This window comes from Arthrobacter sp. FW306-04-A (assembly GCF_044358315.1).
GTDB lineage: Bacteria > Actinomycetota > Actinomycetes > Actinomycetales > Micrococcaceae > Arthrobacter.
Genome location: NZ_CP084559.1, coordinates 79,893 through 104,243, shown reverse-complemented (window position 1 = coordinate 104,243; position 24,351 = coordinate 79,893). Strand labels below are relative to the sequence as shown.

Genomic DNA, 24,351 nt, shown 5'->3' with positions numbered 1-24,351 from the left:
ATGGTGCTCCTTAGAAAGGAGGTGATCCAGCCGCACCTTCCGGTACGGCTACCTTGTTACGACTTAGTCCCAATCGCCGGTCCCACCTTCGACGGCTCCCCCCACAAGGGTTAGGCCACCGGCTTCGGGTGTTACCAACTTTCGTGACTTGACGGGCGGTGTGTACAAGGCCCGGGAACGTATTCACCGCAGCGTTGCTGATCTGCGATTACTAGCGACTCCGACTTCATGGGGTCGAGTTGCAGACCCCAATCCGAACTGAGACCGGCTTTTTGGGATTAGCTCCACCTCACAGTATCGCAACCCTTTGTACCGGCCATTGTAGCATGCGTGAAGCCCAAGACATAAGGGGCATGATGATTTGACGTCGTCCCCACCTTCCTCCGAGTTGACCCCGGCAGTCTCCCATGAGTCCCCACCACGACGTGCTGGCAACATGGAACGAGGGTTGCGCTCGTTGCGGGACTTAACCCAACATCTCACGACACGAGCTGACGACAACCATGCACCACCTGTAAACCGACCGCAAGCGGGGCACCTGTTTCCAGGCGTTACCGGTTCATGTCAAGCCTTGGTAAGGTTCTTCGCGTTGCATCGAATTAATCCGCATGCTCCGCCGCTTGTGCGGGCCCCCGTCAATTCCTTTGAGTTTTAGCCTTGCGGCCGTACTCCCCAGGCGGGGCACTTAATGCGTTAGCTACGGCGCGGAAAACGTGGAATGTCCCCCACACCTAGTGCCCAACGTTTACGGCATGGACTACCAGGGTATCTAATCCTGTTCGCTCCCCATGCTTTCGCTCCTCAGCGTCAGTTAATGCCCAGAGACCTGCCTTCGCCATCGGTGTTCCTCCTGATATCTGCGCATTTCACCGCTACACCAGGAATTCCAGTCTCCCCTACATCACTCTAGTCTGCCCGTACCCACTGCAGAACCGGAGTTGAGCCCCGGTCTTTCACAGCAGACGCGACAAACCGCCTACGAGCTCTTTACGCCCAATAATTCCGGATAACGCTTGCGCCCTACGTATTACCGCGGCTGCTGGCACGTAGTTAGCCGGCGCTTCTTCTGCAGGTACCGTCACCCGAAAGCTTCTTCCCTACTGAAAGAGGTTTACAACCCGAAGGCCGTCATCCCTCACGCGGCGTCGCTGCATCAGGCTTCCGCCCATTGTGCAATATTCCCCACTGCTGCCTCCCGTAGGAGTCTGGGCCGTGTCTCAGTCCCAGTGTGGCCGGTCACCCTCTCAGGCCGGCTACCCGTCGTCGCCTTGGTAGGCCATTACCCCACCAACAAGCTGATAGGCCGCGAGTCCATCCAAAACCGCAAAAGCTTTCCACCACCACCGCATGCGCGGCACGGTCATATCCGGTATTAGACCCAGTTTCCCAGGCTTATCCCAGAGTCAAGGGCAGGTTACTCACGTGTTACTCACCCGTTCGCCACTAATCCCCCCGGCAAGCCAGGGATCATCGTTCGACTTGCATGTGTTAAGCACGCCGCCAGCGTTCATCCTGAGCCAGGATCAAACTCTCCGTTGAAGTAAAACAAAAACAGACACAACCACAACCACCGGAAATAACGGCGGAACGGCTGCACAAAATTTGAAACCAGCTGTAAAAAACCAGCCCCGCACCACGAAGGTGACACGGAACCAGCCAAAACAACCAATTTAATAAAAAATCGGTATCAACAAACTTGGCACACTATTGAGTTCTCAAACAACAGACACACCCGACACCACCCACACCCACAAAGGGCCCGGGATCGCTCCGGAGCAACTTCCCAAACTTACCAGACCTGCCCTCTCCGCACAACCCCCGAAACCGGGAACCGCCGGACAAAAACACCATCCACGACCCCCCGAAACCACACCGGAACGCAAGAAAGCGAACCAAAAAATTGGTTTCCATTTGGAAGGGAGTCTGTCGCAATTTTTCCGCATCAGCGGCGGCGACTCGAATTACTCTACACACCCCGAAGACCACAGGCAAATCGCTCCGATATCACGGCCCTGGGCCTCCAAAACCTCTACAACACGGCGATTTCGCACCCAGTGCCACCAGCCATGGGGCCTTTCGAGTCGCAATCCACGAACATGCCGTGCGTCACATCAACCCGCGCCCTTCACTGCGGGCTCGCCGAGCAGCAAAACGGCGCCGCATCACGAAAAGTGAGCGGCGCCGTCGGGCACCACCGAAAGGGCACCAGCGAAAGGGCTTCAGCGATAAGGCCCGGGTTAGCGATCTAGTGCCCCGCTGCCCCCTCGGTCTTGCGCATCATGGCGGACAGCACCACGGCAACCACTGCAATCAAGGTTGCCGTCAGGAAGGCGGCCTGCATTCCGGCCACAAAACCGGACGCGGTCGACACCACGGCGAAGATCGAGACCAGGAGTGCAGTGCCTGCAGCGCCCGCCACCTGCTGCAGCGTGCTCATGATGGCCGAGCCATGCGAGTAGAGGTGGGGCGGAAGTGGGTTGAGGCCCGTGGTGAACGCGGGCGTGAACAGCAAAGCCAGTCCCAAGCTGAGCACCGCGTAGAGGACGACGACCCACCACAACGGGCTGCTCGCGCTGAGCATCGAGAACTGCCACAGCGTGAGGACCAGCATCACGGAACCGGTCACCGTGAGCGGGAGCGGACCGACTTTGTCGAACAGCCTGCCGACCACTGGGCCGAGCAGACCCATCGCCAGGCCTCCCGGAAGGAGTGCCAGGCCGGTCTCCATCGGCTGCAGGTGGAGGACGTTCTGCAGGTAGAGCGGCAGCAGGATCACTCCGCCGAAGAGAGCCATCATGGCAACCACCATGAGGAGTACCGACACTGTGAACATGCGGAAGTTGAAAGCCCTCAGGTCAAGCAGAGGCGAATCGGACTTCTGCAACTTGAGCTGGCGGAAAACGAAAACCACCATGCACAAGACGCCGACCACCAGGGCAGCAACCGGCAGGGCGCTTGCGCCGCCATGGCCGCCGATCTGGCTCAGACCATAGACCAGGCCACCGAAAGCCGGGACGGTCAGGACCACCGAGACGAAGTCCAGCTTGACGTTGCCGCGTTCACCCACGTTGGTCAGGAAGCGGGCACCGATGGCCATGGCCAACAAGGCGACCGGCAGCACGAAGACGAACATGAATCGCCACGAGAAGTGGTCAAGAATGATGCCGGAAACCGTGGGTCCCAAGGCCGGCGCAACCGAGATCGCGATGGTCACGTTGCCCATCACCGCGCCGCGGCGGGACAGAGGAACGAGCGTCAAGATGGTCGTCATCAGCAGCGGCAACATGATCGCCGTACCACCCGCCTGGACGATTCGCGCCAGCAGGAGCACGCCAAATCCCGGGGCCAGGGCCGCGAGCAGAGTGCCGCCGCTGAAGAGCCCGATCGCAAGGAGGAAAGCCGCTCGGGTGGTGAGCCGCTGGAGGATGAAGCCCGTGGTGGGTATGACCACAGCCATGGTCAGCATGAATCCAGTGGAGAGCCATTGGACCGTGGGTGCGTCAACGTTGAGGTCCGTCATGAGCCGCTGCAAGGCGACGTTCATGATGGTCTCGTTGAGGATCACCACGAAGGTGGCGATGAGGAGCGTGACGATAACGGTGACAGACTCGCGCGACATCTTGTCGCTGGCTTGTCGTGTCCCCGTTTCCGGCACGGGGTTGCCGTACGCGCCTGACGTGACGTCGGTAGACATGAGGATCCCTCAGCTTTGGGTGCGGTTGTTCCGGCGCTCGGCACCGGTGAAGACTGCAACAGTCTAAGCCTCAACGGCATTCCCGTCAGCAGTTAATCCAACGTTTGTGAGCCGGCACCCAGACGTTCAGTGACCACGCTCGGGAACTCAGCGGTCAGGAACTCAGCGGTCAGGAACTCAGCGGTCAGGAACTCAGCGGCACGTTGTCGATCAACCGCACGAGACCAACCTTCGCCGCGATGATCGCGAGCCCTTCGCCCCGGAACGGAGTGTCCTTGCAGTTTTCGGCTAGCGGTTCCAGCGTTCTTGGATCCACGACGTCGAAATAGTCCAATCGCACCAGGGGTTGCGATTCAACGAGTGCGACGGCGGAGTCCAGCCCCAGCGGTTCGTTCGCCAGGGCGCGGGACTCGAGAAGGCGAAGGGCACGGGACAGCACCAAGGCCGCCTCCTGCTCTTCTTCGGAAAGGAAACGGTTCCGGCTGGAGAGCGCGAGCCCTTCCGCATTGCGAACGATGGGCACCACCACGATCTCCACGGGGAAACTGAGATCGGCAACCATCCGCTTCACGAGGGCCAACTGCTGGGCATCTTTCTGGCCGAAGTACGCGCGGTACGCGGCAGCACCGCCGTCGACGGCTGGACCGCCGGGCAAGCCGTAGTGCAGCAGTTTGGCGACCACCGTGAGGGCACCGTCGAAGTGCCCGGGCCGCGAGGCGCCCTCCCATTTCTCGCCCAGCGGCCCCGAGGTCACGCGGACCAGCGGCTCACCGCCTGGGTAGACCTCGTCAACTGAAGGGGCGAAGACGAGATCCACGCCCTCGGCGTCGAGGAGTGCCATGTCCGCATCAAGGGTGCGCGGGTAGCGTTCAAGATCCGCGGCCTCGCCGAACTGCAGCGGGTTCACGAAGATGGAAGCCACTACTACGTCGTTCTGCTCGACGGCGGCGCGGGCCAGCGCTGCATGACCGGCGTGCAGGGCTCCCATCGTGGGGACGAGGCCCTGCGAGCTGCCCCGCTTTTCCGCGAGCAACCGGGCGCTTTCGGCCCGCAGTTCCGCCGCGGTGGTGACGAGTTTGATGGCCATTCTCAATTTCCTTCCTGCGCCCCGGCAGCGTCATTGCCTGGAGGGTCTTCACCTTTGTGCGGCGTATTTGAGCCGTCCAAGGCGGTGTTGATCTCGTCGAACTGCCCTTCTTTGAGCAGGCCACGGTTGACCGCGCGGCGGGCCGTTGCCCGGGCCATGGCAAGGTAGGCGGCGAGAACATCGCCGCCGGAACCGGCGTCGTACTCGTTGAGGGCCTCGGCATGGGCGGCGACGGTCCCCACATCTCCGCGTGCCACGGGTCCGGTCAAAGCGGACTCGCCTGAGGCCAGCGCGTTCTCCAACGTGGCGCGCAACAACGGGCCGAGCATGCGTTCCGGCGTGTCGACGCCGATCTCCCGCAGCAGCTGGGAGGCCTGCGCCACGAGCGTGACTAGATGGTTTGAACTGTGCGCGAGCGCCGCGTGATAGAGCGTCCGGTCGGCTTCGGCGATGGCCACGGGTTCGGCGCCCATCTCCACCACGAGGGCCTGCGCAATGGGCAACATGGCGGCGTCGGCAGTGACCCCGAACGTGCAGTCCATGAGCCGGGTCAGGTCCAGGCTCATACCCGTGAACGTCATGGCAGGGTGGAGGGCGAGCGGGATGGCCCCGGCGGCCCTGATCGGCTTCAATATCCCGACGCCGAAACGGCCGGAAGTATGCGCTACGAGCTGGCCCGGCTGCCACGCTCCGAGCTTGGCCAGTCCTTCCACGAGTTCGCCAAGAGCGTCGTCCGGGACGGCAAGGAGCACCAACTCGGCGCGCTCCACGATGTCCTGGATCTCAAGGACCGGGACACCGGGAAGAAGGGTTTCGGCCCGCTCCCGGCTCGCCTCCGACACCGCGGAAACTCCAACGACAGCGTGCTCGGCGCCGCGTAGCGCCGCGCCCAGGACGGCACCCACCTTGCCGGCGCCAATGATTCCAACGCCGAGTCGTCCTGGCCTAGCCATGGTCCTGCTCCTCCTGGGTTGCTGCGTGCTGTACTTCTCGCGTTGTTGGCGGAGCCGGGAGCACCGGTATCGCCGCCGGTGGAAGCTGGGCTAGCCAGTGCTCGGAATTGTCCTGTGCCAGGTTCTGTAGTTTGCGGGCTTCCCTGGCCCGGGCCGCCTGCTGGTCGAACAATCCGACTGCTTCTTCAGTGGCTGCCTGGATGAGCCTGGGCGCCACAGGACCCGGGGTCGTGTGCAGCACGAGATCAGCCACACCGAACAGCCGGGCCAAGGGACCTTGGTGGAGGGCCATGGACTGGGTCCGCTGATGTGGGACCATCACCAAATGCCGCCACCAGCGCCCCGAGCGCAGCAGCAATGCCGTGTCCGTTGCGCGGAAGCCGTTTCGACGCCAACCCAACGGCGAAAGAAGCCATGCACGCCTCGGCGTGGTGACAAAACCGCCGTCGGAATCCAGGCCTTTCAGTCCGGCCGTGAACACGCGCTCCGGGTCGGCCGTGCCTGGATCGGGCAGGACGAGGGAGAGCATCATCATCACCTCAGGCTGCCGTCCGACCGGAAGGAGCATTGTACGGTGCTCCCCTTCGTTGCGGTGGTGCTCTCCGTAGCCGGCGACATTCACGCGAATCCGATACCAGCCAAGAATGCGCCATAACGGGGGCTGGCTGACTTTGACTGCCTGGATTCGGCCCGGTGGCACGGTCTGGGCCCGGGTATCGAGTAGGCCGTAGCGCAGGCGGATGCCGTCAGGGGAAATCGCCGCTGTGAAGTTGTAGCCCTTGTTGAAGGAGCGCCAGTACGCGGTACCCAAGCCAAGGATTGCCGGAATCAAGTAGAGGATGAAGGCGCGGGACTCAGTCAACACAGAGATCAGCACGGATGCAATGGCGCTGAGCACGATGAAGAAGCTCTGCTCGCTCAGGATCAGCGAACCGACAAGCCTTCCGGGCGGGAGGTACAGCACCACTTGTTCTGGCGCCTCGGGAACCTCGACCGTTTCGCTCCCATCGGCGATGCCGGCGGCCCGGCCCAACATGGTGGCGCGGAGCTGTTTCGCCTGTGCGAGCTTGAGGTAAGAGAGCCGCATGGCCGAGTGGCCGGCGTCGGCGACCTCGAACTTCAGTTCGGCGAGCCCGAAAATACGGGCGAGCAAGGGCTGGACGATGTCGATCGCCTGGACCCGGTCAAGCCGGGCCTGGCGTTGCTGTTTGAACAAAAAGCCCGTATTGACCCGGACGAAACCTTCGGCCAGCTGATAACGCGTGAAGTACCAACTGAGGACGAAGGACCCCAAGGCCAGCAAAAGCACGACGCCGCCCCCGACCAGCAACCAGACGGTGCGCTCGTTGATGTTGTCGCCGATGGTTCCGCGGCCCTGGAGGGTTCGCTCGAAGGTGTCTCGGCCAAAGAAATAGACGATCGCAACCAATGCCACCCATCCACGCACGAACGGCGACGCCGGGTGCACACGGTGCCAGTCGCCGTCGACGGCGGTCTGTTCCTGCGTCACAGCCCGGCCAGCCTCGCTTCGCCGCGGGCCGAAAGCTGCTCGCGCAGCCGTGCTCCTTCAGCGGCCGGGAGACCCGGCAAATGGGCGTTGGTTCCGGCCGAAGCGGTGTGGAGTTTGAGGGTGCAAAGCCCTAGCATCCGCTCGACGGGCCCCACGGAGACGTCGACATACTGCATCCGGCCGTAAGGAACCACCATGGTCCGCTGGAAGAAGATGCCGCGGCGGATCAAGAGGTCGTCATCGCGTTCCGCATAGCCGATGGCCCGCACCTGCTTCGGGATCAATAGGAGCCTCCAGAGGGCAAGCACCAGCAGGGCTGAGGGGACGGCCACGGCGAGCCACAGCGGCGGCCATTTCCACCATCCCAGTTGGACGAAGATCAACGGCAGGCTGAACAGACCGATCATGATCACGTTGCCGATGGCCCACTCGACCAGCCGCACAGTCACGAATTTGGGCGAAACGCGCAGCCATTGAATACCAGGGGGGTCAATCGCCGCGGTATGCATACTCGCCTTCGCCCTTGGCTTCGCCTTGGCGGCGATCCTGGATACCGGGGCCGCCTTCGAGATCTTCCGGAGGAATCCGGCAAAACCGCTCCACTACAAGCCCCACGATGGTCATGATGAGCCCGCCGCCACCCATGATGAGCGCAAGCCACAAGATTGTTTGGTCGCTTCGCAGGTTCCAGATCCGGAGCTGTTCAATCACGATTCCGGCGTGCCAGCCCAGCAACACCGTGCCCGCGTAGGCGCAGGCTTGGGCCAGGATCAGGGTCCGCGCGGCCAGGATGGGGTTGAGCATGGTCTTCTTCTTGCCGTTCCGCCAGCGCAGGACTCGGATCCCCATGATCAACGTGAGCACGGCGATGAAGCCCATAGTCACCAATGCGGAAGGAGGAAGCACCGGAGTCGCCATGCTGTAACGCGTGGTGAGCACAGTGGTCAGCCAACCAACTGCGGCAAGCACGACGGCGATGATCGCCAACAAGAGTGGACGCATGGCCTTCATGGGCTAATCCACCGCTCCGGCGGCAGTGACGCTGCCGGACCCGTCGAAACCATCGAAGGGCCGAAGCCCGGGAAAGTCCTCGGCTTTGGCGGCCAGTTCGGCGACGCTCTCCCCGTTGAGCCGAGCGGCAGGGTCCAGGAGGGCCCACGGATACAGCACGAAGGCGCGCTCGGCGGCCCGAGGATGCGGCAAGGTCAGGGTTTCGTCATCGCTTGTGAGCTCCCCGTAAAGGATGATGTCCACGTCCAAGGTGCGTGGACCCCAGCGAATTTCGCGGACCCGGTGGTGCTTTTGCTCGACGTCGTGGCAGTGCTGCAGCAGGTCCAGCGGCGCAAGAGTGGTCTCAACGGCGATCACCATGTTGAGAAAGTCCGGTTGCCCTGCGGGCCCGCCCACAGCTTTGGTCTGGACCACGGGAGACACCCCGAGCAGGCGGATTTCCGGGCGGTCCACAAGGTCCGCGACGGCGGTGGACAGGGTATCGTTCCGCTCGCCCAGATTGCTGCCCAAGGCAAGGATCGCCTTCGTGAAACGGGAGGTCATGCGCGCTCCCTGTGAACACTGACGGTGACGTCACCGAACGGCACTTCGATGGGAGCCTTGGGTTTGTGGACGGTTACATCGACGGCGGCGACCTTGAAGCCGGCCAGAATCCCCTCTGCGATCCGCACCGCGAGGGCCTCGATCAGGTTGAGAGGCTCGCCTGTGATGAGCGAGGTGATGTACCCGGCCACTTCACCGTAATGCGCCGTGTACTGCAGGTCATCGGTTTCCGCGGCCTTGCTGAAATCGGTGTGCAGCACGGCGTCAACGACGAACGGTTGACCGTCCCGGCGCTCGAAGTCGAAGACGCCGTGATGCCCGACGGCGGTCACGCCGGTCAGTGTGATCTTGTCCAAACCGGTTCCTCCCCCTCTGCTCACGAAGCTTAGTGTCTGACGCGCGCGGCAACCTTGACAGCGTCAAGGCTGGGGCCGACGTCGTGGACTCGCACGGCCCAGGCGCCGTTCGCGGCGCTGATGGCCGTGATGGCAGCCGTGGCATGGTCCCGCTCCTCCGGGGCCGCCGCCTTGCCGGCAACGGTCAGAAGCGTTCCGAGGAAGCGCTTGCGGGAAGCTCCGATCAGGACCTTGTGGCCGAGTTCATCCAGCTTGCCAACGTACTTGAGGAGTTGCCAGTTCTGGTCTTCGTCCTTGGAGAAGCCGAGGCCCGGATCCACAATGATCTGTTCCGGTGACACACCCGCCGCGTAGAGCTTGTCGCGGACGCCCTTGAGCTCCTCGATGACCTCCTCCACGACATTGCCGTAGTCGGCAAGGCTGTTCATGGTCTCGGCGTCGCCCCGACGATGCGTCAGGACGTAGGGCACCTTGGAGCGTGCGACGAGTTCGGCCATCTCAGGTTCGATGCTCAACCCGGAAACGTCGTTGATGATCGCGGCGCCGGCTTCCACGGCCGCGGCGGCCGTTGAAGCGTGCGTCGTATCGATGCTGACGAGCGCTCCGGCCTTCACAAGCGCCTGGATTACGGGCAGGACCCGGCGCTGCTCTTCTTCCGGGGAGACATGCTCGGCGCCCGGGCGGGTTGATTCGCCGCCGACGTCGATGATGTCCGCGCCCGTGTACAACATGCGTAAGCCGTGCGCTATCGCGGTATCCGCCGTGGGGTGCTTGCCCCCGTCGCTGAATGAATCCGGCGTGACGTTGAGAATTCCCATGACAAGCGTGCGGTCGGCCGGCAGGTCCGCGAAACGGGCGGCTGGACGGGGTTTACGGAGAATGGGCAGGGGGCTTGTAGCCGGGCCCGTTCCTGGTGCTGCTGCGAGGGAATCCATGGTCTTTGTTACCTTCCGAGTATGAGGCTCATGGCTTCGGCGCGGGTGGCCGGGTCATGAAGTTGCCCGCGCACTGCGCTGGTGACGGTCTTGGCGCCGGGCTTGCGGATGCCACGCATGGACATGCACATGTGTTCGCATTCGACGACCACGATCGCTCCCCGGGGCTTGAGGTGGGTCACGAGCGCTTCGACGATCTGGGTGGTCAGGCGTTCCTGCACTTGGGGACGACGGGCGAAAATATCGACGAGACGGGCCAGCTTGCTCAGGCCCGTCACCTTGCCATCATGGGAAGGGATGTACCCCACGTGCGCGACGCCGTGGAACGGTACCAAATGGTGCTCGCACGTGGAGTAGAACGGGATGTCTTTGACCAGCACGAGTTCCTCGTGGTCGAGGTCGAACTTGGTGGACAGGATGTCCTCGGGATCCTGGTGCAGGCCCGCGAAGACCTCAGCGTACGCCTTGGCAACCCGCTTCGGCGTATCCACCAGGCCACTGCGATCCGGGTCCTCGCCCACGGCAATGAGGATCTCGCGGACAGCCGCCTCAATGCGGGGGCGGTCGACCTTGTGCGAGTGGTGTCCGTGGCCGTGGCCGCCTGGGGATGCTGTGGAATGCCCCTCGGACGAACCGCCGAAGGCATCACTGGTGGCACTGCTGAAGTCGTCGTCGATGTGAGTCACAGCAGAAAGCTTAGCCTTGATGCGAAACGTCGGTGCCCGCGTCAGGTCCGTGACCCGTGAACGACTCCTGGCTGCTGACTCCTTGCGGATGCGGGGACTGGGCGTCCAGTGGTTCGTCCAGGCGTGCTGCCTTGGCTTCTTCCTGCGCCTCGCGTTCGGCCTTCTCCGCACGGGATTCCACCGGCGGAATGGTCTGGACGGGACGGGATTCCTTGGAAAGCCATACTTCACGGAAGTCCCGCTTGCGGATGTCACGGAAGATGTAGGCGATCTCGGATTGATTCAGCGTTTCTCGCTCAAGCAGCTCGAGGGCCAACTGGTCCAGGACGTCGCGGTTCTCGGTCAGAATAGCGTAGGCCTCGTCGTGGGCCTGATCGATCAGGCGGCGCACTTCCTCATCAACGATGTACGCCACAGAGTCCGAGTAGTTCCGTTCCTGTGCCATGTCGCGGCCCAGGAAGGGCTCGCCGCCACCCACGCCAAGCTTCACGGCGCCGATGCGCTCGCTCATGCCGAACTGGGTGACCATCTTGCGGGCGGTTCCGGTGGCCTTCTCGATATCGTTCGAGGCGCCCGTGGAAGGGTCGTGGAAGACGATTTCCTCTGCAACGCGGCCACCCATGGCATAGGCCATCTGGTCCAGGAGTTCGTTGCGCGTGATCGAGTATTTGTCGTCCTCGGGGACAACCATGGTGTAGCCGAGGGCGCGGCCTCGGGGCAGGATGGTGATCTTCGTGACCGGAGCGGAGTTGCGCAGTGCTGCCGCCACCAAGGCGTGGCCGCCTTCGTGGTAGGCCGTGATCTTCCGCTCCATCTCCTTCATGACGCGGCTGCGCTTCTGCGGACCGGCCATGACGCGGTCGATCGCCTCGTCCAGTGCACGGTCGTCAATCAAGTTGGCGTTGGACCGGGCAGTCAGGAGGGCGGCCTCATTGAGCACATTGGCGAGGTCTGCACCTGTGTAGCCTGGGGTCTTCTTGGCGACGCCCCTGAGGTCGACGCCGTGCGCCATCGGCTTCCCCTTGGCATGGACATTCAAGATCTGTTCGCGACCAATAAGGTCTGGCGCCTCAACAGTGATCTGGCGGTCGAAGCGGCCAGGACGGAGCAGGGCAGGATCCAAGACGTCCGGACGGTTGGTTGCCGCGATCAGGATGACGTTGGTCTTGACGTCGAAGCCGTCCATTTCAACCAGAAGCTGGTTGAGGGTCTGTTCGCGCTCGTCGTTGCCGCCGCCAATACCGGCACCACGGTGACGGCCGACGGCGTCGATCTCGTCAACGAAAATGATTGCGGGCGCGCTGGCCTTGGCTTGCTCGAAGAGGTCGCGGACGCGGGACGCACCGACACCGACGAACATTTCAACGAAGTCCGAGCCCGAGATGGAGAAGAACGGGACTCCGGCCTCGCCTGCGACGGCGCGGGCCAGAAGGGTCTTGCCCGTGCCTGGAGGGCCGTACAGCAGCACGCCCTTGGGGATCTTTGCGCCGACCGCCTGGAACTTTGCCGGTTCAGCGAGGAATTCCTTGATCTCCTGAAGCTCCTCGACGGCTTCATCCGCACCGGCGACATCCGAGAAGGTCACCTGTGGCATGTCCTTGTTGACGAGCTTGGCCTTGGACTTGCCGAACTGCATGACCTTGGAGCCTCCGCCCTGCATGCGCGAGAGCAGGAACCAGAAGAGGACGCCCAGAAGGAGCACAGGGACAAGGAGCGAGAACAGTCCGGAGAACCAGTTGTTCTCGACGGGCTGGTCAGTGAAGCCCTTGGCTGGCTGGGCGTTGGTGACAGCCTTGACGACGTCTGCGCCGCGGGGGGTGACATAGAAGAACTGGACGTTTTTGCCCTTATCCTGGCCGTCGATGACCAGATTGTCCTTCAGCGTCAGATCAACGCGGTTCTCGGCGTCGTAAATCTTGGCTTGCTCCACTTTGCCGCTTTGGGCCAGAAGCGCAAGGCCCTTATCGGTGTCGATACGGGTTGATCCGCCGGGGGCAAGAGTTGCAAATGCCACCAGGAGCAAGCCGACTACGACAACAATCCAGATGCCCGGGCCTTTTAAGAAACTCTTAGCTTTCATCTGTTCGGGGGCTCCGCCCCGTCCCTCCTGGTAGTGCTGCACGGCGCAGCTTCTGCGCGCGTGTGGTGCTGCGTCAGTTTCTAGCTTTACACCGTTCGGAGTGATTCACGCATAGTGAGGGGCAAAAGTTCCCTCTAGGCGTACACGGACGTGCACTTGGGCAGGCTCTCCCGGAAATATGTGGTCCTCCAGCACCTTCGGCATCACTAACCAGAACCCATTTCCGCGCCCGCTCCCCTAGTTCACCGTGCACACCGGATTGCTTCCGGCCGGTCCCATGGAAGCGTTTGCCGTTGCCAGTGTGGAGACCCATCCCGAGCCGACCTTCGTCTGCAGATAGACGCCATACGTTCCGCCGAGCAATCCGCTCAGGATGCCTGACTTGAACTGCGTCGTGTACACCCCATTAACGGGACCGGTGGTGGCCAAGCTGCTCCCCGAGGCCACGGGCGTCAGATCCTCCACGGAGTTGGCGTCGTCTTTGAGCGTGAGAACGGCCACGCCGCCGCCGACCGCTGCGAGGTTAAGGAGCGTCTCGCGTACGACGTCGGCTGGGCGCCTGTGATGGCTGCGTTTCCGCTGCGGGACTGTCGGTGCTGCGGCGACAGTCGTGAGTCGGACGTCCCCTTGATTTCCCATGTGACATTAACATTGGTGCCTTGCAGGGAGTTGCCTGCCGACGCTTTCATGGTGACTTCGAAGTCATAGCTCCTATCTGGAACGAGCTGGCTGTGAACGTTCCCGCCCCGAATGAGTTAAAAAGAGAAGTCGGCCTCCCAATGGGGCGGCCGACTTCTCCCAGCTTTCATTTCGCGGCAATACCGCGGCAAGAGAGGCTATTCGTAAACGTGCGGGGCGAGGGTTCCCACAAAGTCCAAATTGCGGTACTTCTCGGCATAGTCCAGTCCGTAGCCGACGACGAATTCGTTGGGAATGTCATAGCCGACGTACTTGACGTCAATCTCCACCTTGGCGGCTGTGGGTTTGCGGAAAGCCGTGCAGATTTCCACCGAAGCGGTGCCGCGCGATTCGAGGTTGGTCTTGAGCCACGAGAGCGTCAGCCCGGAATCGATAATGTCTTCGACAATCAGGACATCCTTGCCCATGAGGTCGGTGTCAAGGTCCTTGAGGATGCGCACGACGCCGGAGGACTGCGTACCGGAGCCGTACGATGACACGGCCATCCAGTCCATGCTTACGTGACTGTGAAGCGCGCGCGCGAGGTCGGCCATGACCATGACGGCACCCTTGAGCACGCCCACGATCAGAAGTTCACGGCCCTCGTAGTCCTTGTCGATCTGTGCAGCCAGCTCACCGATTCGTCGCTGGATCTGCTCCTTGGTGTAGAGAACGTGCTTGAGGTCTGCCTGGACGTCGTTTGAATCCACCAATGGCTCCTGTGTTGATGCGTGGGTGCGGCTAGTGTTGGGGCGATTTGTGTTGCCGGAATACTAGCTTCCCACAGCCGCCGCCTTCGCGGGGAACGGCATCTCCCTGCGCAGAGGCCTCCCGCTCCAATTCACTCAACGACACCCGATAGACGCTGACGCTTCCGGGAAGCTGCACGGGACCGGCCGATCCCTGCCGGCGCAGCAACGCTTCAGCTGCCTGGAGCCGCCCGTAGCCGGGCTGCTGGCCCCCGACGTCGGCGGCTGCTTTGGCGATCACCCGGAACCTCAGCGCGGGGGCCAACTCCCTCAACGAATCTTCGGGGAGCCAGAGGCCGTCGTCGGTCCGGTTCACGAGGCCGGCGTAGCTCTCCGCGGCAAGCTGTTCCAGGAAATCAGCGTCCTGTTGAAGGATCGCGGCCGTGCGGGCGAGCGATTCGGCAACGCCGGGTCCGAGCTTGTCCTCAAGCAAGGGCATCACCTCCACCCGGGTCCGCGAGCGAGCGAAAGCGGGGTCCGCGTTGCTGGGGTCGTGCCAGGTTTCGAGCTCCTCGACTTCGCAGATTTCGAGTGTTTCCGCGCGGCGCAGGCCGAGGAAGGGACGAAGGAGCTTGCCGCGGGCGGGTCGCATTCCGGCGAGTGAGCGGGTTCCCGAGCCGCGAGCCAGGCCCAGCAGCACCTGTTCCGCCTGGTCATCCAGGGTATGCCCGAGCAGGATTGCCTGGCAATCAAGCTCCGTGGCGGCCGCTTCAAGGGCTGCGTGCCGGGCGTCGCGCGCGGCGGCCTCGGGTCCAAAACCGGTGGCCGCCACGTCGACGGTCCGCAGCTGGACAGGCGAAAGCCCCAGCTCCTGCAAGACCTCGACAGTTCGTGCCGCAACCTCACCCGAGCCTTCCTGCAACTGGTGGTCAACCACGACGGCGGCCACGCTCACCGGGTGGCCGTGCACGTGGCCGCGACGAGCGAAGTAGGCAGCCACGGAAGCGAGGGCCAGGGAGTCAGGGCCGCCGCTGCAAGCCACCAGGATTCGCTCCGGATAGCCCGCGGAGGCCAGTGCGTCCTGCAACATGTTCCGTGCTTTGCCGACGACCGGCACCAAACGCCCGGGACGTCGTCGTCCGCTGCTTTCCGGGCTGCTGCCTGGCCCCACGGGGCTGGATTCGGTACCCGCGGTCACAGACCCATCCGCTCAAGCCACAGCTTGGCGTCGTGGATTTCGGCTTCCGTGGGCAGTTGTTCGGCCGATTCCCATACCCGGTTCAGGCCCTCCATGCCAGCCACCGCAACCACTTCACGGACAAACTTGGCTCCGTCGCTGTACTGGCGCATCTTGGCATCCAGGCCGAGGATGTTGCGGATGAATTTCTCGATCACGCCGCGGTCCTTGCCCCGTGCGTTGAAGCGCTGCCTGATGGTCTTCACTGAAGGGATCAGGGTGGAATCGACGGCGTCCATCACCACGTTGGCGTGGCCTTCCAACAAGCTCATGACAGCTGTGAGATGCGAGAGCGAGGCCTTTTCCTCGGGGTTCTGAAGCAGATCCAAGATGGCCCCGCGGCCGGGCGTGGCACCAGTGGAGCGGTCGCGCAGGGACCTCGCGGCGGCCGTGGCGCGGTCCATGATGGAGTCCACATTGCCTAGCAGGTTGGTGCTGAGCCGCTCGATCTCCTCAAGCATGTGGGTCCGGAGCCAAGGCGCGGCGGCAAACTGCACGCGGTGGGTCTGCTCGTGAAGGCAGACCCAGAGCCGGAAATCGTCCGGGTCCACGTTGAGCTCGCGCTCCACGGAGACGATGTTCGGGGCGACCAGGAGGAGTCGACCGGCTGGAGGCGCTTTCGAGTCCGGGGCGAGCGCCGCGAAGGGATCATATTGGCCCAGGACCTTGCTCGACAAGAAGGCAAGGACAGCTCCGAGCTGGCTTCCCGTGATGGCGCCGCTCGCGGCCGCTGCCGCCGGTGTCATCGCCGGGCCACGGCGGGAATCCAGCATCTGCTGAAGGGCCGGCTGGAGCATCACTGAAAAGCTCTGGGTGTTCGCCTTCGCCCACGATGCCCGGTCCACCACCAGGACATGGGAATCGCGGAGATCGCGTGCGGCTTCCAAACCGGTGATGTCATGCACATGCGGTACCGAGATGTCCGCACTGAAACGCAGGCTATCCACGGCTTTGCCGATTTCGCCCGGACTCATGGCCGGACCGGGGGGAGCGAGCCGGGCAGCCGTGGAGGCGGCCAGCTCCCAGTTGATGAGGGACTGGGCTTGCTGCTGAGACTCCATACAATCCATCAGAACACAGCAGGCTGAATCTGCGCCCTTAAGTTCGCTCAACGGCGAACGTCAGGCAGCGACGAACGTCAACCACCAGAGCAACCGCACGCGGCGAGCGCGGTGGCCGATCTGTCCAGCGCCACTTTGTTCCCGGCCGCTCCCGGCGTCAGCCCGTTGCCGATGAAGGAGAACACCAGCAGACGGCCGTCTGCGTCCACCACATAGCCACTCAAGGCGATGACCGAATTCAGGGTTCCGGTCTTGGCACGCACCAACCCGGCCCCTTGGGAGGTGCTGGCGTCGCCGTAGCGGTCGCCGAGCGTCCCGGTCAGTCCGGCCACCGGGAATCCGGCGAGCGCGGCACGGAGGCGGGTGTCCGGTCCGGAGGTAATGGCCCGGACCACGTCCGCGAATTGCCGGGCGGATACCTGGTTGGCCAATGCAAGGCCGGAGACGTCTGCCAAGTGCATGGAGTCCGTGGCGATCCCCAGGTCCGCCAACTGGGCGCTCACGGCCGCGGTGGCGCCGTCGTTGGATCCTGGTTTTCCCGAGGACAGCGCAGCCATCCGGCCGAAGGTTTCGGCGAGGTAGTTGTCCGAGGTTTCCAGCATCAGGTCAATCTGCTCGCGGGCGGTGGCAGATTCCGCGCTGGCGAGGACGTCCTGCTTTCCTGCAGGAGCCTTGGCGCGTTCCACGTCCGGGGACACCGTGAAGCCCGCAGCGGCACCCGCGGCTTGGAGCTTGCTGGCGAAAGCCTCCGCGGCCGTGAGCGCTGCGTCCTGCGGGCGCGGACCAGTGGTGGCACCCGGGCTGCTCCGCGCCGAGTTCAGCGCGAGCGGGAAGACCGGCGCCGTTTCTCCGGCAGCGACGTCGTCGAGGCTCCACGCCGGGTTCAATGCTGGTCCACTGAAGATCGCGTCGTCCAACTGCACTGTGACCGGACCTGTCACGCCGCGGTCCTTGAGCGCTTTGGCCGTATCCGCCGCTAGCGTTTCCAGGCCGGTATGCCCCATCACCTCGCCGGGCTGCGATTGGCCCGCGCCGAGAAGGACATCACCTCCCGCGCTCAGCACAATGGTCGACGCCGAGGGACCCGCCAGAACCCGCGTGCTGAAGCGTGTCTCCGGGCCGATCGCCCGCAGCGCCGCGACGGCGGTGAGCAGCTTCATGTTGGACGCCGGGACCCGGTTCTTGGCGCCGTCGCGATCGTAAAGCGGAAGTCCGGTCAACGCATCCTGGACGACGCCGGTGAAGTCTCCTCCGCCGTCGGGCGTCAGTGTGGCGTTGAGCTGCCGGGTGACATCGGCGGGTAGCGGGACCGGGGCTGAAGGGTCCAAGGGCGCAACTACCTGGGCGCGGCTCAGCTCGTTGGGAATCTGTTGCCAGGCCGGCGCCTTGGGCGTGGGCGTTCTGGCGGTCCCCAGGAACGTTGGGCCGAAGAATCCGGGCGCCACGCCCAGCCCCATCGGCACGGCCAAGGCAGCCATGACCAAAGTCAGGAAGATCACTGGCAGAAAGCGGACAAAGCCCTTCCGCGCCGGTTTCCCGGGTCTGCTCTTCCTCGGCCTGAGAACGGGAGTCTCCTGCTGTTCCGGAGCCTGCTTTGCAGCCCGCGCCTGGTCAACGCCCTTCATGCAGCTTTAGTCCTCAAAGTCTTGAATGTCCCCACCGTTTCAAGAAACTTGGGCCTCTCGCTATATCCTCAATAGTAGTCGGCGGCGTCGGCTGCTCTGTTGCCGCGCCCATGCCAATACCGTCAAGGAGCATTCCATGAAGCACGACGTCACGATCGAGATCCCCAAGGGGTCGCGCGTCAAGTACGAAGTTGACCACGAGACCGGCCGCGTCCGCCTGGACCGCGTCCTTTTCACGTCCATGCAGTACCCGACCCACTACGGGTTCTTCGAGAACACCCTGGGCGAGGACGGCGACCCGTTGGACGCACTCGTGCTCCTGCAGGACTTCGATCTGTACCCCGGCGTCATTGTTGAGTCCCGCCCCATCGGCGTGTTCAATATGACCGATGACGGCGGTGGAGACGCCAAGGTCCTGTGCGTTCCGGCCGACCCGCGCTTCGACCACATCCAGGAAATCTCGGATGTCAGCGAATTCCTGATCAAGGAAATCGAGCACTTCTTCACCCGTTACAAGGACCTTGAACCGGGCAAGTGGGTCAAGGCCGAGGGCTGGGCCGATCGCGCAGCTGCCGAAGCCGAGCTGGAAGCTTCCATCAAGCGCTACGTTCCGGTCTCCCACTAAGTCCCCACCGCCACGCTAACCTCGCTCCGCTCGGCCAGGGAGCCCTGGCGGCGTGGGCCCAGCCAAAGTACACGACGGCGGCGGGTGCGGTTCCATGTGAACCGCACCCGCCGCCGTCGTCGTTAATTGGTAGGTCCCCATCGCGGAGCAGGTCGCCTCACAATCGCTGCCGCCCGCCGTCGTCACGAGCAAGACGGCTCTCGATCAACCGCTTGAAAGTCAGCTACCTGCCGGTAATGTTTGATCCACAATGTTCACGCTGACCATCAACCAACGCGACAGCCGCGGCAACGGAGACCTCGTTCCACAGCTGCTGAAAGACCTGCGCCACATCCCTGCGCGCCTGGACTTTGACCGCTCGGTGGAGGATGAAGTCCAGGGCATCGTGGACTCCCCGCACCACGCTGTGGATACGGCGCTCATCGCGTTGCGGAGCGGGCAGTGGTACGTGGGGATCGGCGTCGGGCCGGTGAACGAACCCCTGCCCAACCAGATCAGAGACGCCTCCGGGCACGGGCTGGTCTACGCCCGCCGCGCCGTGGACCGTTTGCGGAACGGCAAGGAGCGCATCCCCGTGGCTGTTGAGGGTCCGATTGCTGCCCTGGCCGCCGAGTCGGAGGCCGTGCTGCGGCTTCTGGGACACATCGTGCAGCACCGGACCATTGCCGAGTGGCGCGTGCTGGATCTGCTGACGCCGGGCGTTCGCGGACAACAGAAGGCCGTGGCCCAGGAACTGGGGATCAGTACCCAAGCCGTGAGCAAGGCACTTGCCCGTGCCCAGTGGGTGGAGGAGCATGCTGCCAGGCCCGCAGCGGCCCGCTTGCTGCAGTTGATCCTCGAGGTTTACTGAACCCGTCCTCGACACGTCCAACCCTCCCGGCCTACCTTGGGTCCATGACCCCCAAGCCAAATGTGCGGCGGATTCTTCGAGCGCTCAGGCAGGCCGCCACAGGCCACCGTCTCCTGTTTGCTGCCAAGACGGCCGTCGCGGCAGGACTGGCTTGGTACCTCGCGCCACTAATGCCTGGGACTGCCGCCGCCTATCCGTATTACGCGCCCTTGGGCGTCCTGGTCAGCATGCACCCCACTGTTGCGGCTTCAGCCAAACACGGGCTGCAGAGCCTGCTGGGACTCTGTTTGGGCATTGCCATGGCCTTCGCCGTGACCACAGTTACCGCCCCGAACGCACTGGCGGTGGCCGTCGTCGTCGGCCTGGGCGTGGTCATCGGTGGTCTGCCAAGGCTTGGAAGTGCCTCCGAATGGGTTCCCATGGCGGCGTTGTTTGTCCTGGTCCTGGGTTATTCGAATGCGCAGGGTTTCTCGTTCGCATATGTCTTGCAAATGGCCATGGGAGTTACCGTCGGTTTCGCCGTGAACTGGCTGGTGTTCCCTCCCTTGCATCTTGAAGGCATCGATCCGGCCATCGACGGGCACCAACGGGCATTGTCCAAGCAACTCGCGGATATGGCCACCGCCATGACGGAATCCTGGCCGCCGAACCATGAGGCTTGGGCGAGTCGCAACGGCGAGCTTGCGCGGACCGCTGCCGCTGTGCGGACGGTGATTGACGAGGCGAAGCTGAGCGCTAAAGCGAACCCGCGGTCCCGCCGTCGGGCAAAGCGCCTGGCTGGCGACCTGGACGCTTTGGACACAGTGGAACGGCTGACCTTCCAAATCCAGGACATCACCGACGTCCTGGCAAGCGTGATCTGGGAAGAAGACGCTGGAACTGTTATTCCGGAGGGGGTCCCAGGGAATTTGTCTGGGGCACTGGAGGACGTTGCGGTGGTGATCGGGCAATGGAGGGATGGAGACGCAGAAGACTTCAAGAGCAGCTTGGCAGAAGCGAGGGACAGCGTGGAAGCCCTTGGCGATGTCGTCACGGAGGCCGCTGCCGACCAGGCATCCGTGACCGCCACGGCGTCGGTCGCCATGAGCCTCCGGCGTATCATCACCCTGATCTCTGACTCCCCCTGAACTGGAGTTTCAGGGCAGCGGTTACCGCGAAGCCCGGCCGCGTACGGTTACAACAGGCCGCGCAAGATGAGGGCCGCGCCGTCGTCGTAGACCGAAGCCGTGACCTCGTCCGCGACGGCGATGACTTCTTCGGGTGCCTGGCCCATGGCAACGCCGCGGCCGGCCCAGCTGAGCATCTCAATGTCATTGCGGCCGTCTCCCACCGCCACCGTATGGCGCGGGTGGGTGCCGAGCCGCTGGCGCAGCTGCTCAAGGGCGCTGGCCTTGGTAACTCCGGCGGCGGCGATATCCAGCCAGGCCGTCCAGCCCACCGAGTAGGTGACTCCGGACAAGCCGATCTTGCGGATGGCGGTGGAAAATTCCTCGGCGGTGTTCTCGCTGCTGAACACCACGACGCGCACCGCGGTGGCATCCAGCATGGTTTGGAAATCGACGCCGATTGCCTCTACGCCGAAGCTCGCGTCCTGGAATCGCTCGGTGGAGAGGAAGTTCCCGTCCTCATCCTCGAGCGCGTACTTTGCGGACGGAAGCTGCTCGCGGAGAGCCATCAGCGCCGGAGCGGGATCGAAAGTGGCCTTGTGGATGATCTCGTAGCCGGCAACCAACTGGGGATCGAGCCTCAACGTCACGCCGCCATTGCAGCACACCGCGTAGCCCCGTTCAAGGCCGATCTGCTCGATGATGGGCAAGGTGGCGTTCAGTGAACGGCCGGTGGCGATCAGGACGTCGTGACCGCCGGAGACGACGGCCTTTGCAGCGTCGCGGACTCCCGGCGACATGTGGCCATCGTGGTCCACGAGGGTTCCGTCAACATCCAGTGCGACCATGAGTTTGTGATTGAAATTCCGCTGGTCATCGATGCCAGCGACTGAGGTACCAGTCAAAATAGTCATGCCTACAGTGAAGCAGACCCCCACCGACACCAGCTAGGACGCAGGCCACAGCAAGGGATTAACACGGGGTGAATACTCCCAGGTTGTCCACAGTGTGAGTGTTTACTTTGGCTGGGGTTGCCCTCGAAACACGCCCTTGTTCGATGTTCCCACCGGACAACGGCATGGTTCGCGAACTAGAACGGGTTTCTTCGGGATGCACCTAGGGATGGGGCCAATCCTGCACCGAGCAGCTTCTGACGCAGTCTCTCGGGATTGTGGACATGGGCCCAACCCCAGCGCACAAAACCGTATCCAAGATCGCGTATCCGGTCTTCCCTCAGCTTTTCCCTGTATAAGACTTCCTCCGCGGTCAGTCCGTTCCGCAGATCTGCGTCCGCGTACTTTGCTTTGCCGTCAAACTCCCCCACGACGCCCTTGGCCCGGCCTTGTCCCGGCCACCAAAAGTCACTTCGGCCAACGAATCCCCCCAAATCCTTGATTTCGTGCTGCAGAACAGGTTGCTCAAATCCCAAATATTGAAAGGCAGCGCGGCTGTACGATTCACCCGCCGATTCCACCATTGGATGGGCCAGGCGAAGTACGATCCGGGCACGTTTTCGGGCGGCCTCATGCGGATGGTCCTCCAATGCCGCACCAATCGCGTCGACATCGAGCAAGCTACCCTCCTGGTTCATTTCGCCGCGTTTCCACAGCGCCCGCGCAACACCATCCGCAACAACCAAGGCCTGGCTGAGACGCGTGGAAAATGAAATATCCAAAGCGGTCTGCAATAGCCCGGTGCAACGAAATTCGCCGTGCGTTTCGCATTCCGAGTCCGGGAGCGCGTAGTACCGGAGCGGATAGTCGCCGTTGCTCCTGATCTGTTTGGCTGATGGGCCGTCTCCCATGACCTGGAAGGTTTGTTTCCGCCTGCCGGACTGCGACTGATGCGGAGTGAGGAGTTCCACGTGCGTCGGAGTTCGCAGGACCGGAATTCCGCTGACCAGCGCTGCCGATTCCCTGCACAAGATTGCCCCCGGGATGGAACGGTTCGCCGCGGCCACAGACCACGCGAATCGTTCCCAGGGCCGCGCATCGAGCCAATGTGAAACCTCAACATAGAACCCACGCCGGATCCTTACCAACTTTCCGGACTTGAACTGGCTGTGGATGGAATCGGTACGCGCTCCTGTGCGCCGGATCGCCGAGGTATCGATGAGGCCGCTGGGAATATCCATCCCTCCACCATGCTTCATGGCCCGCGCTCGGTCATCGGGCGGGAACCTCTATGTGGACGACACTGCCTGTCGAGGACAAGATGAAACGAAGAATCCCGCCCTTGATCGAAATTCCCACCGCACAACGCGGAGGAGAGCGAACAAGGGCGGGATCAGTGCCTTGGGCTAGAGCTGCGCCCGTCCAGGAGGGCTATAGAACCGGGAGGACCTCGAGCCCACCAATGTACTTCTGGAGCGCCTTGGGGACGTTGACCGAGCCGTCCGGGTTCTGGTGGTGCTCCAGGATGGCCACAATCCAGCGGGTGGTGGCCAAGGTGCCGTTCAGCGTGGCGACGGCACGGGTGCCTTTCGCAACGCCGTCCTCGTTGACCGCGCGCTCACGGATGTTGAGGCGGCGGGCCTGGAAAGTGGTGCAGTTGGACGTGGACGTGAGCTCGCGGTACGCGTTCTGGGTGGGAACCCAGGCTTCGCAGTCGAACTTGCGGGCCGCGGACATGCCGAGGTCGCCGGCCGCCGTGTCGATCACCCGGTACGGGATCTCCACCTTGGCCAACATTTCCTCTTCCCAGGCCAAGAGGCGCTCGTGCTCGGCAGCGGCTTCCTCAACTGTGGTGTAGATGAACATCTCCACCTTGTTGAACTGGTGGACGCGGATGATGCCACGTGTGTCTTTGCCGTGCGAACCGGCTTCGCGGCGGTAGCAGGAGCTCTGCCCGGCGTAGCGGATGGGGCCAGCGGAAAGATCCAGGATCTCGTCCGCGTGGTAACCGGCGAGGGCTACTTCCGAGGTTCCCACGAGGTAAAGGTCGTCTTCAGCGAGACGGTAGATCTCGGCGTCGTGCTTCACATCGAATCCGGTGCCCTGCATGGTCTCGGGACGCACCAAAGTGGGTGTGATCATGGGCACGAAGCCGGCTTCGATCGCTTGGTCCATGGCCATCTGCAGCAGCGCCATCTCCAAGCGCGCACCCACGCCGCGGAGGAAATAGAAGCGCGAACCGGACACCTTGGCACCGCGTTCCATGTCGATCGCGCCAATGAGCTCGCCGATCTCCAAGTGGTCCTTCGGCTCGAAGTCCGGGAATTCGCGCGGCGTGCCGACGGTCTTGACCACCACGAAATCTTCCTCGCCGCCCTCTGGCACCCCGTCCACGATCAAGTTGGGGATGACACGGAGCAGCTCTTCCTGCTTGGCCTGGGCTGCGTCCGCCTCAGCAGAAGCAGCCTTGACCGCATTGGCGAGTTCCTTGACCTCGGCCAGCAGCGCCTGCTTTTCCTCGCCCTTGGCTTGTGCCACTTTCTTGCCAAAGACATTCTGCTCCGCACGGAGGTTTTCGTAGCGGATCAGGGCTGCGCGGCGGTCTGCATCGGCGGAAATGATCGCGTCCACCACGGACTCGTCGGCGCCGCGGGCGCGCTGGCTGGCACGGAACTTGTCCGGGTTTTCGCTGAGGTCTTTTACGTCGATCACCAGACAAGAGTATCGAATGA

Annotated in this window: 22 protein-coding genes and 1 rRNA gene; 3 read left to right on the top strand and 20 right to left on the bottom strand. The window is 63.1% G+C overall.

Annotated features, from left to right (window positions below; translation table 11 throughout):
• Positions 1–14 precede the first annotated feature (14 nt).
• From LFT43_RS00525 to dacB, 17 genes are all read right to left on the bottom strand, one after another.
• Positions 15–1,539: ribosomal RNA gene (locus LFT43_RS00525) — 16S ribosomal RNA — on the bottom strand.
• A 706-nt stretch (positions 1,540–2,245) separates the two neighbouring features.
• Positions 2,246–3,694 carry a DHA2 family efflux MFS transporter permease subunit gene (locus LFT43_RS00520; protein ID WP_395800247.1) on the bottom strand — a complete coding sequence of 483 codons (1,449 nt, stop codon included), beginning with the start codon at positions 3,692–3,694 and terminating at the stop codon, positions 2,246–2,248.
• A gap of 184 nt (positions 3,695–3,878) precedes the next feature.
• Complete coding sequence (panC, locus tag LFT43_RS00515; protein WP_395800245.1) at positions 3,879–4,781, bottom strand: pantoate--beta-alanine ligase; 903 nt, start codon at positions 4,779–4,781, stop codon at positions 3,879–3,881.
• Between the two features lie 2 nt (positions 4,782–4,783).
• Positions 4,784–5,734 (bottom strand): Rossmann-like and DUF2520 domain-containing protein, encoded by a 951-nt coding sequence (locus LFT43_RS00510; RefSeq protein ID WP_395800243.1) that lies wholly within the window; start codon positions 5,732–5,734, stop codon positions 4,784–4,786.
• Positions 5,727–7,244, bottom strand: a complete 1,518-nt coding sequence (locus LFT43_RS00505; protein ID WP_395800241.1) for a PH domain-containing protein — start codon at positions 7,242–7,244, stop codon at positions 5,727–5,729. The genes LFT43_RS00510 and LFT43_RS00505 overlap by 8 nt, the downstream gene beginning before the upstream one ends.
• Positions 7,241–7,753: a PH domain-containing protein gene (locus LFT43_RS00500; protein WP_395800239.1), complete on the bottom strand. Its 513-nt coding sequence runs from the start codon at positions 7,751–7,753 to the stop codon at positions 7,241–7,243. Before LFT43_RS00500 ends, LFT43_RS00505 begins: the two co-directional genes overlap by 4 nt.
• On the bottom strand, positions 7,734–8,255 hold the full coding sequence (locus LFT43_RS00495; RefSeq protein ID WP_395800237.1) for a DUF3180 domain-containing protein: 522 nt from the start codon (positions 8,253–8,255) through the stop codon (positions 7,734–7,736). The genes LFT43_RS00500 and LFT43_RS00495 overlap by 20 nt, the downstream gene beginning before the upstream one ends.
• Positions 8,256–8,258: 3 nt before the next feature.
• A complete protein-coding gene (gene folK, locus LFT43_RS00490) occupies positions 8,259–8,798 on the bottom strand; it encodes a 2-amino-4-hydroxy-6-hydroxymethyldihydropteridine diphosphokinase (protein WP_395800235.1) in 540 nt (179 codons plus the stop codon).
• The gene (gene folB / locus LFT43_RS00485; protein WP_395800233.1) at positions 8,795–9,154 is read right to left on the bottom strand and encodes a dihydroneopterin aldolase; all 360 of its coding nucleotides are present in this window, start codon (positions 9,152–9,154) and stop codon (positions 8,795–8,797) included. Before folB ends, folK begins: the two co-directional genes overlap by 4 nt.
• A gap of 29 nt (positions 9,155–9,183) precedes the next feature.
• Complete coding sequence (gene folP, locus LFT43_RS00480) at positions 9,184–10,089, bottom strand: dihydropteroate synthase (RefSeq protein ID WP_395800231.1); 906 nt, start codon at positions 10,087–10,089, stop codon at positions 9,184–9,186.
• An 8-nt stretch (positions 10,090–10,097) separates the two neighbouring features.
• The gene (gene folE, locus LFT43_RS00475) at positions 10,098–10,775 is read right to left on the bottom strand and encodes a GTP cyclohydrolase I FolE (protein ID WP_395800229.1); all 678 of its coding nucleotides are present in this window, start codon (positions 10,773–10,775) and stop codon (positions 10,098–10,100) included.
• A 10-nt stretch (positions 10,776–10,785) separates the two neighbouring features.
• Positions 10,786–12,855 (bottom strand): ATP-dependent zinc metalloprotease FtsH, encoded by a 2,070-nt coding sequence (gene ftsH, locus LFT43_RS00470; RefSeq protein WP_395800227.1) that lies wholly within the window; start codon positions 12,853–12,855, stop codon positions 10,786–10,788.
• A 237-nt stretch (positions 12,856–13,092) separates the two neighbouring features.
• The gene (locus tag LFT43_RS00465; protein ID WP_395800224.1) at positions 13,093–13,494 is read right to left on the bottom strand and encodes a hypothetical protein; all 402 of its coding nucleotides are present in this window, start codon (positions 13,492–13,494) and stop codon (positions 13,093–13,095) included.
• Positions 13,495–13,691: 197 nt separating this feature from the next.
• Entirely contained in the window at positions 13,692–14,243 is a 552-nt protein-coding gene (hpt, locus tag LFT43_RS00460; protein ID WP_184741199.1) for a hypoxanthine phosphoribosyltransferase, read from the bottom strand.
• Between the two features lie 31 nt (positions 14,244–14,274).
• Positions 14,275–15,312, bottom strand: coding sequence for a tRNA lysidine(34) synthetase TilS (tilS, locus tag LFT43_RS00455; protein ID WP_395803206.1), 1,038 nt, complete (start codon positions 15,310–15,312; stop codon positions 14,275–14,277).
• Positions 15,313–15,416: 104 nt separating this feature from the next.
• On the bottom strand, positions 15,417–16,529 hold the full coding sequence (locus LFT43_RS00450) for a zinc-dependent metalloprotease (RefSeq protein WP_395800221.1): 1,113 nt from the start codon (positions 16,527–16,529) through the stop codon (positions 15,417–15,419).
• Positions 16,530–16,597: 68 nt separating this feature from the next.
• Entirely contained in the window at positions 16,598–18,145 is a 1,548-nt protein-coding gene (gene dacB, locus LFT43_RS00445; protein ID WP_395800219.1) for a D-alanyl-D-alanine carboxypeptidase/D-alanyl-D-alanine-endopeptidase, read from the bottom strand.
• Positions 18,146–18,281: 136 nt separating this feature from the next.
• Between dacB and LFT43_RS00440 the strand changes: the two genes are divergently transcribed.
• From LFT43_RS00440 to LFT43_RS00430, 3 genes are all read left to right on the top strand, one after another.
• A complete protein-coding gene (locus LFT43_RS00440; protein WP_059388921.1) occupies positions 18,282–18,770 on the top strand; it encodes an inorganic diphosphatase in 489 nt (162 codons plus the stop codon).
• A gap of 250 nt (positions 18,771–19,020) precedes the next feature.
• Positions 19,021–19,620 carry a hypothetical protein gene (locus tag LFT43_RS00435; RefSeq protein ID WP_395800217.1) on the top strand — a complete coding sequence of 200 codons (600 nt, stop codon included), beginning with the start codon at positions 19,021–19,023 and terminating at the stop codon, positions 19,618–19,620.
• 44 nt (positions 19,621–19,664) lie between these two features.
• Positions 19,665–20,747: an aromatic acid exporter family protein gene (locus tag LFT43_RS00430; protein ID WP_395800215.1), complete on the top strand. Its 1,083-nt coding sequence runs from the start codon at positions 19,665–19,667 to the stop codon at positions 20,745–20,747.
• A gap of 47 nt (positions 20,748–20,794) precedes the next feature.
• Here the strand turns inward: LFT43_RS00430 and LFT43_RS00425 are convergent, their stop codons facing one another.
• From LFT43_RS00425 to serS, 3 genes are all read right to left on the bottom strand, one after another.
• Positions 20,795–21,640, bottom strand: a complete 846-nt coding sequence (locus LFT43_RS00425) for an HAD family hydrolase (RefSeq protein WP_395800213.1) — start codon at positions 21,638–21,640, stop codon at positions 20,795–20,797.
• 176 nt (positions 21,641–21,816) lie between these two features.
• The gene (locus LFT43_RS00420; RefSeq protein ID WP_395800211.1) at positions 21,817–22,860 is read right to left on the bottom strand and encodes a hypothetical protein; all 1,044 of its coding nucleotides are present in this window, start codon (positions 22,858–22,860) and stop codon (positions 21,817–21,819) included.
• 190 nt (positions 22,861–23,050) lie between these two features.
• The gene (gene serS / locus LFT43_RS00415) at positions 23,051–24,331 is read right to left on the bottom strand and encodes a serine--tRNA ligase (RefSeq protein WP_395800209.1); all 1,281 of its coding nucleotides are present in this window, start codon (positions 24,329–24,331) and stop codon (positions 23,051–23,053) included.
• Positions 24,332–24,351 lie beyond the last annotated feature (20 nt).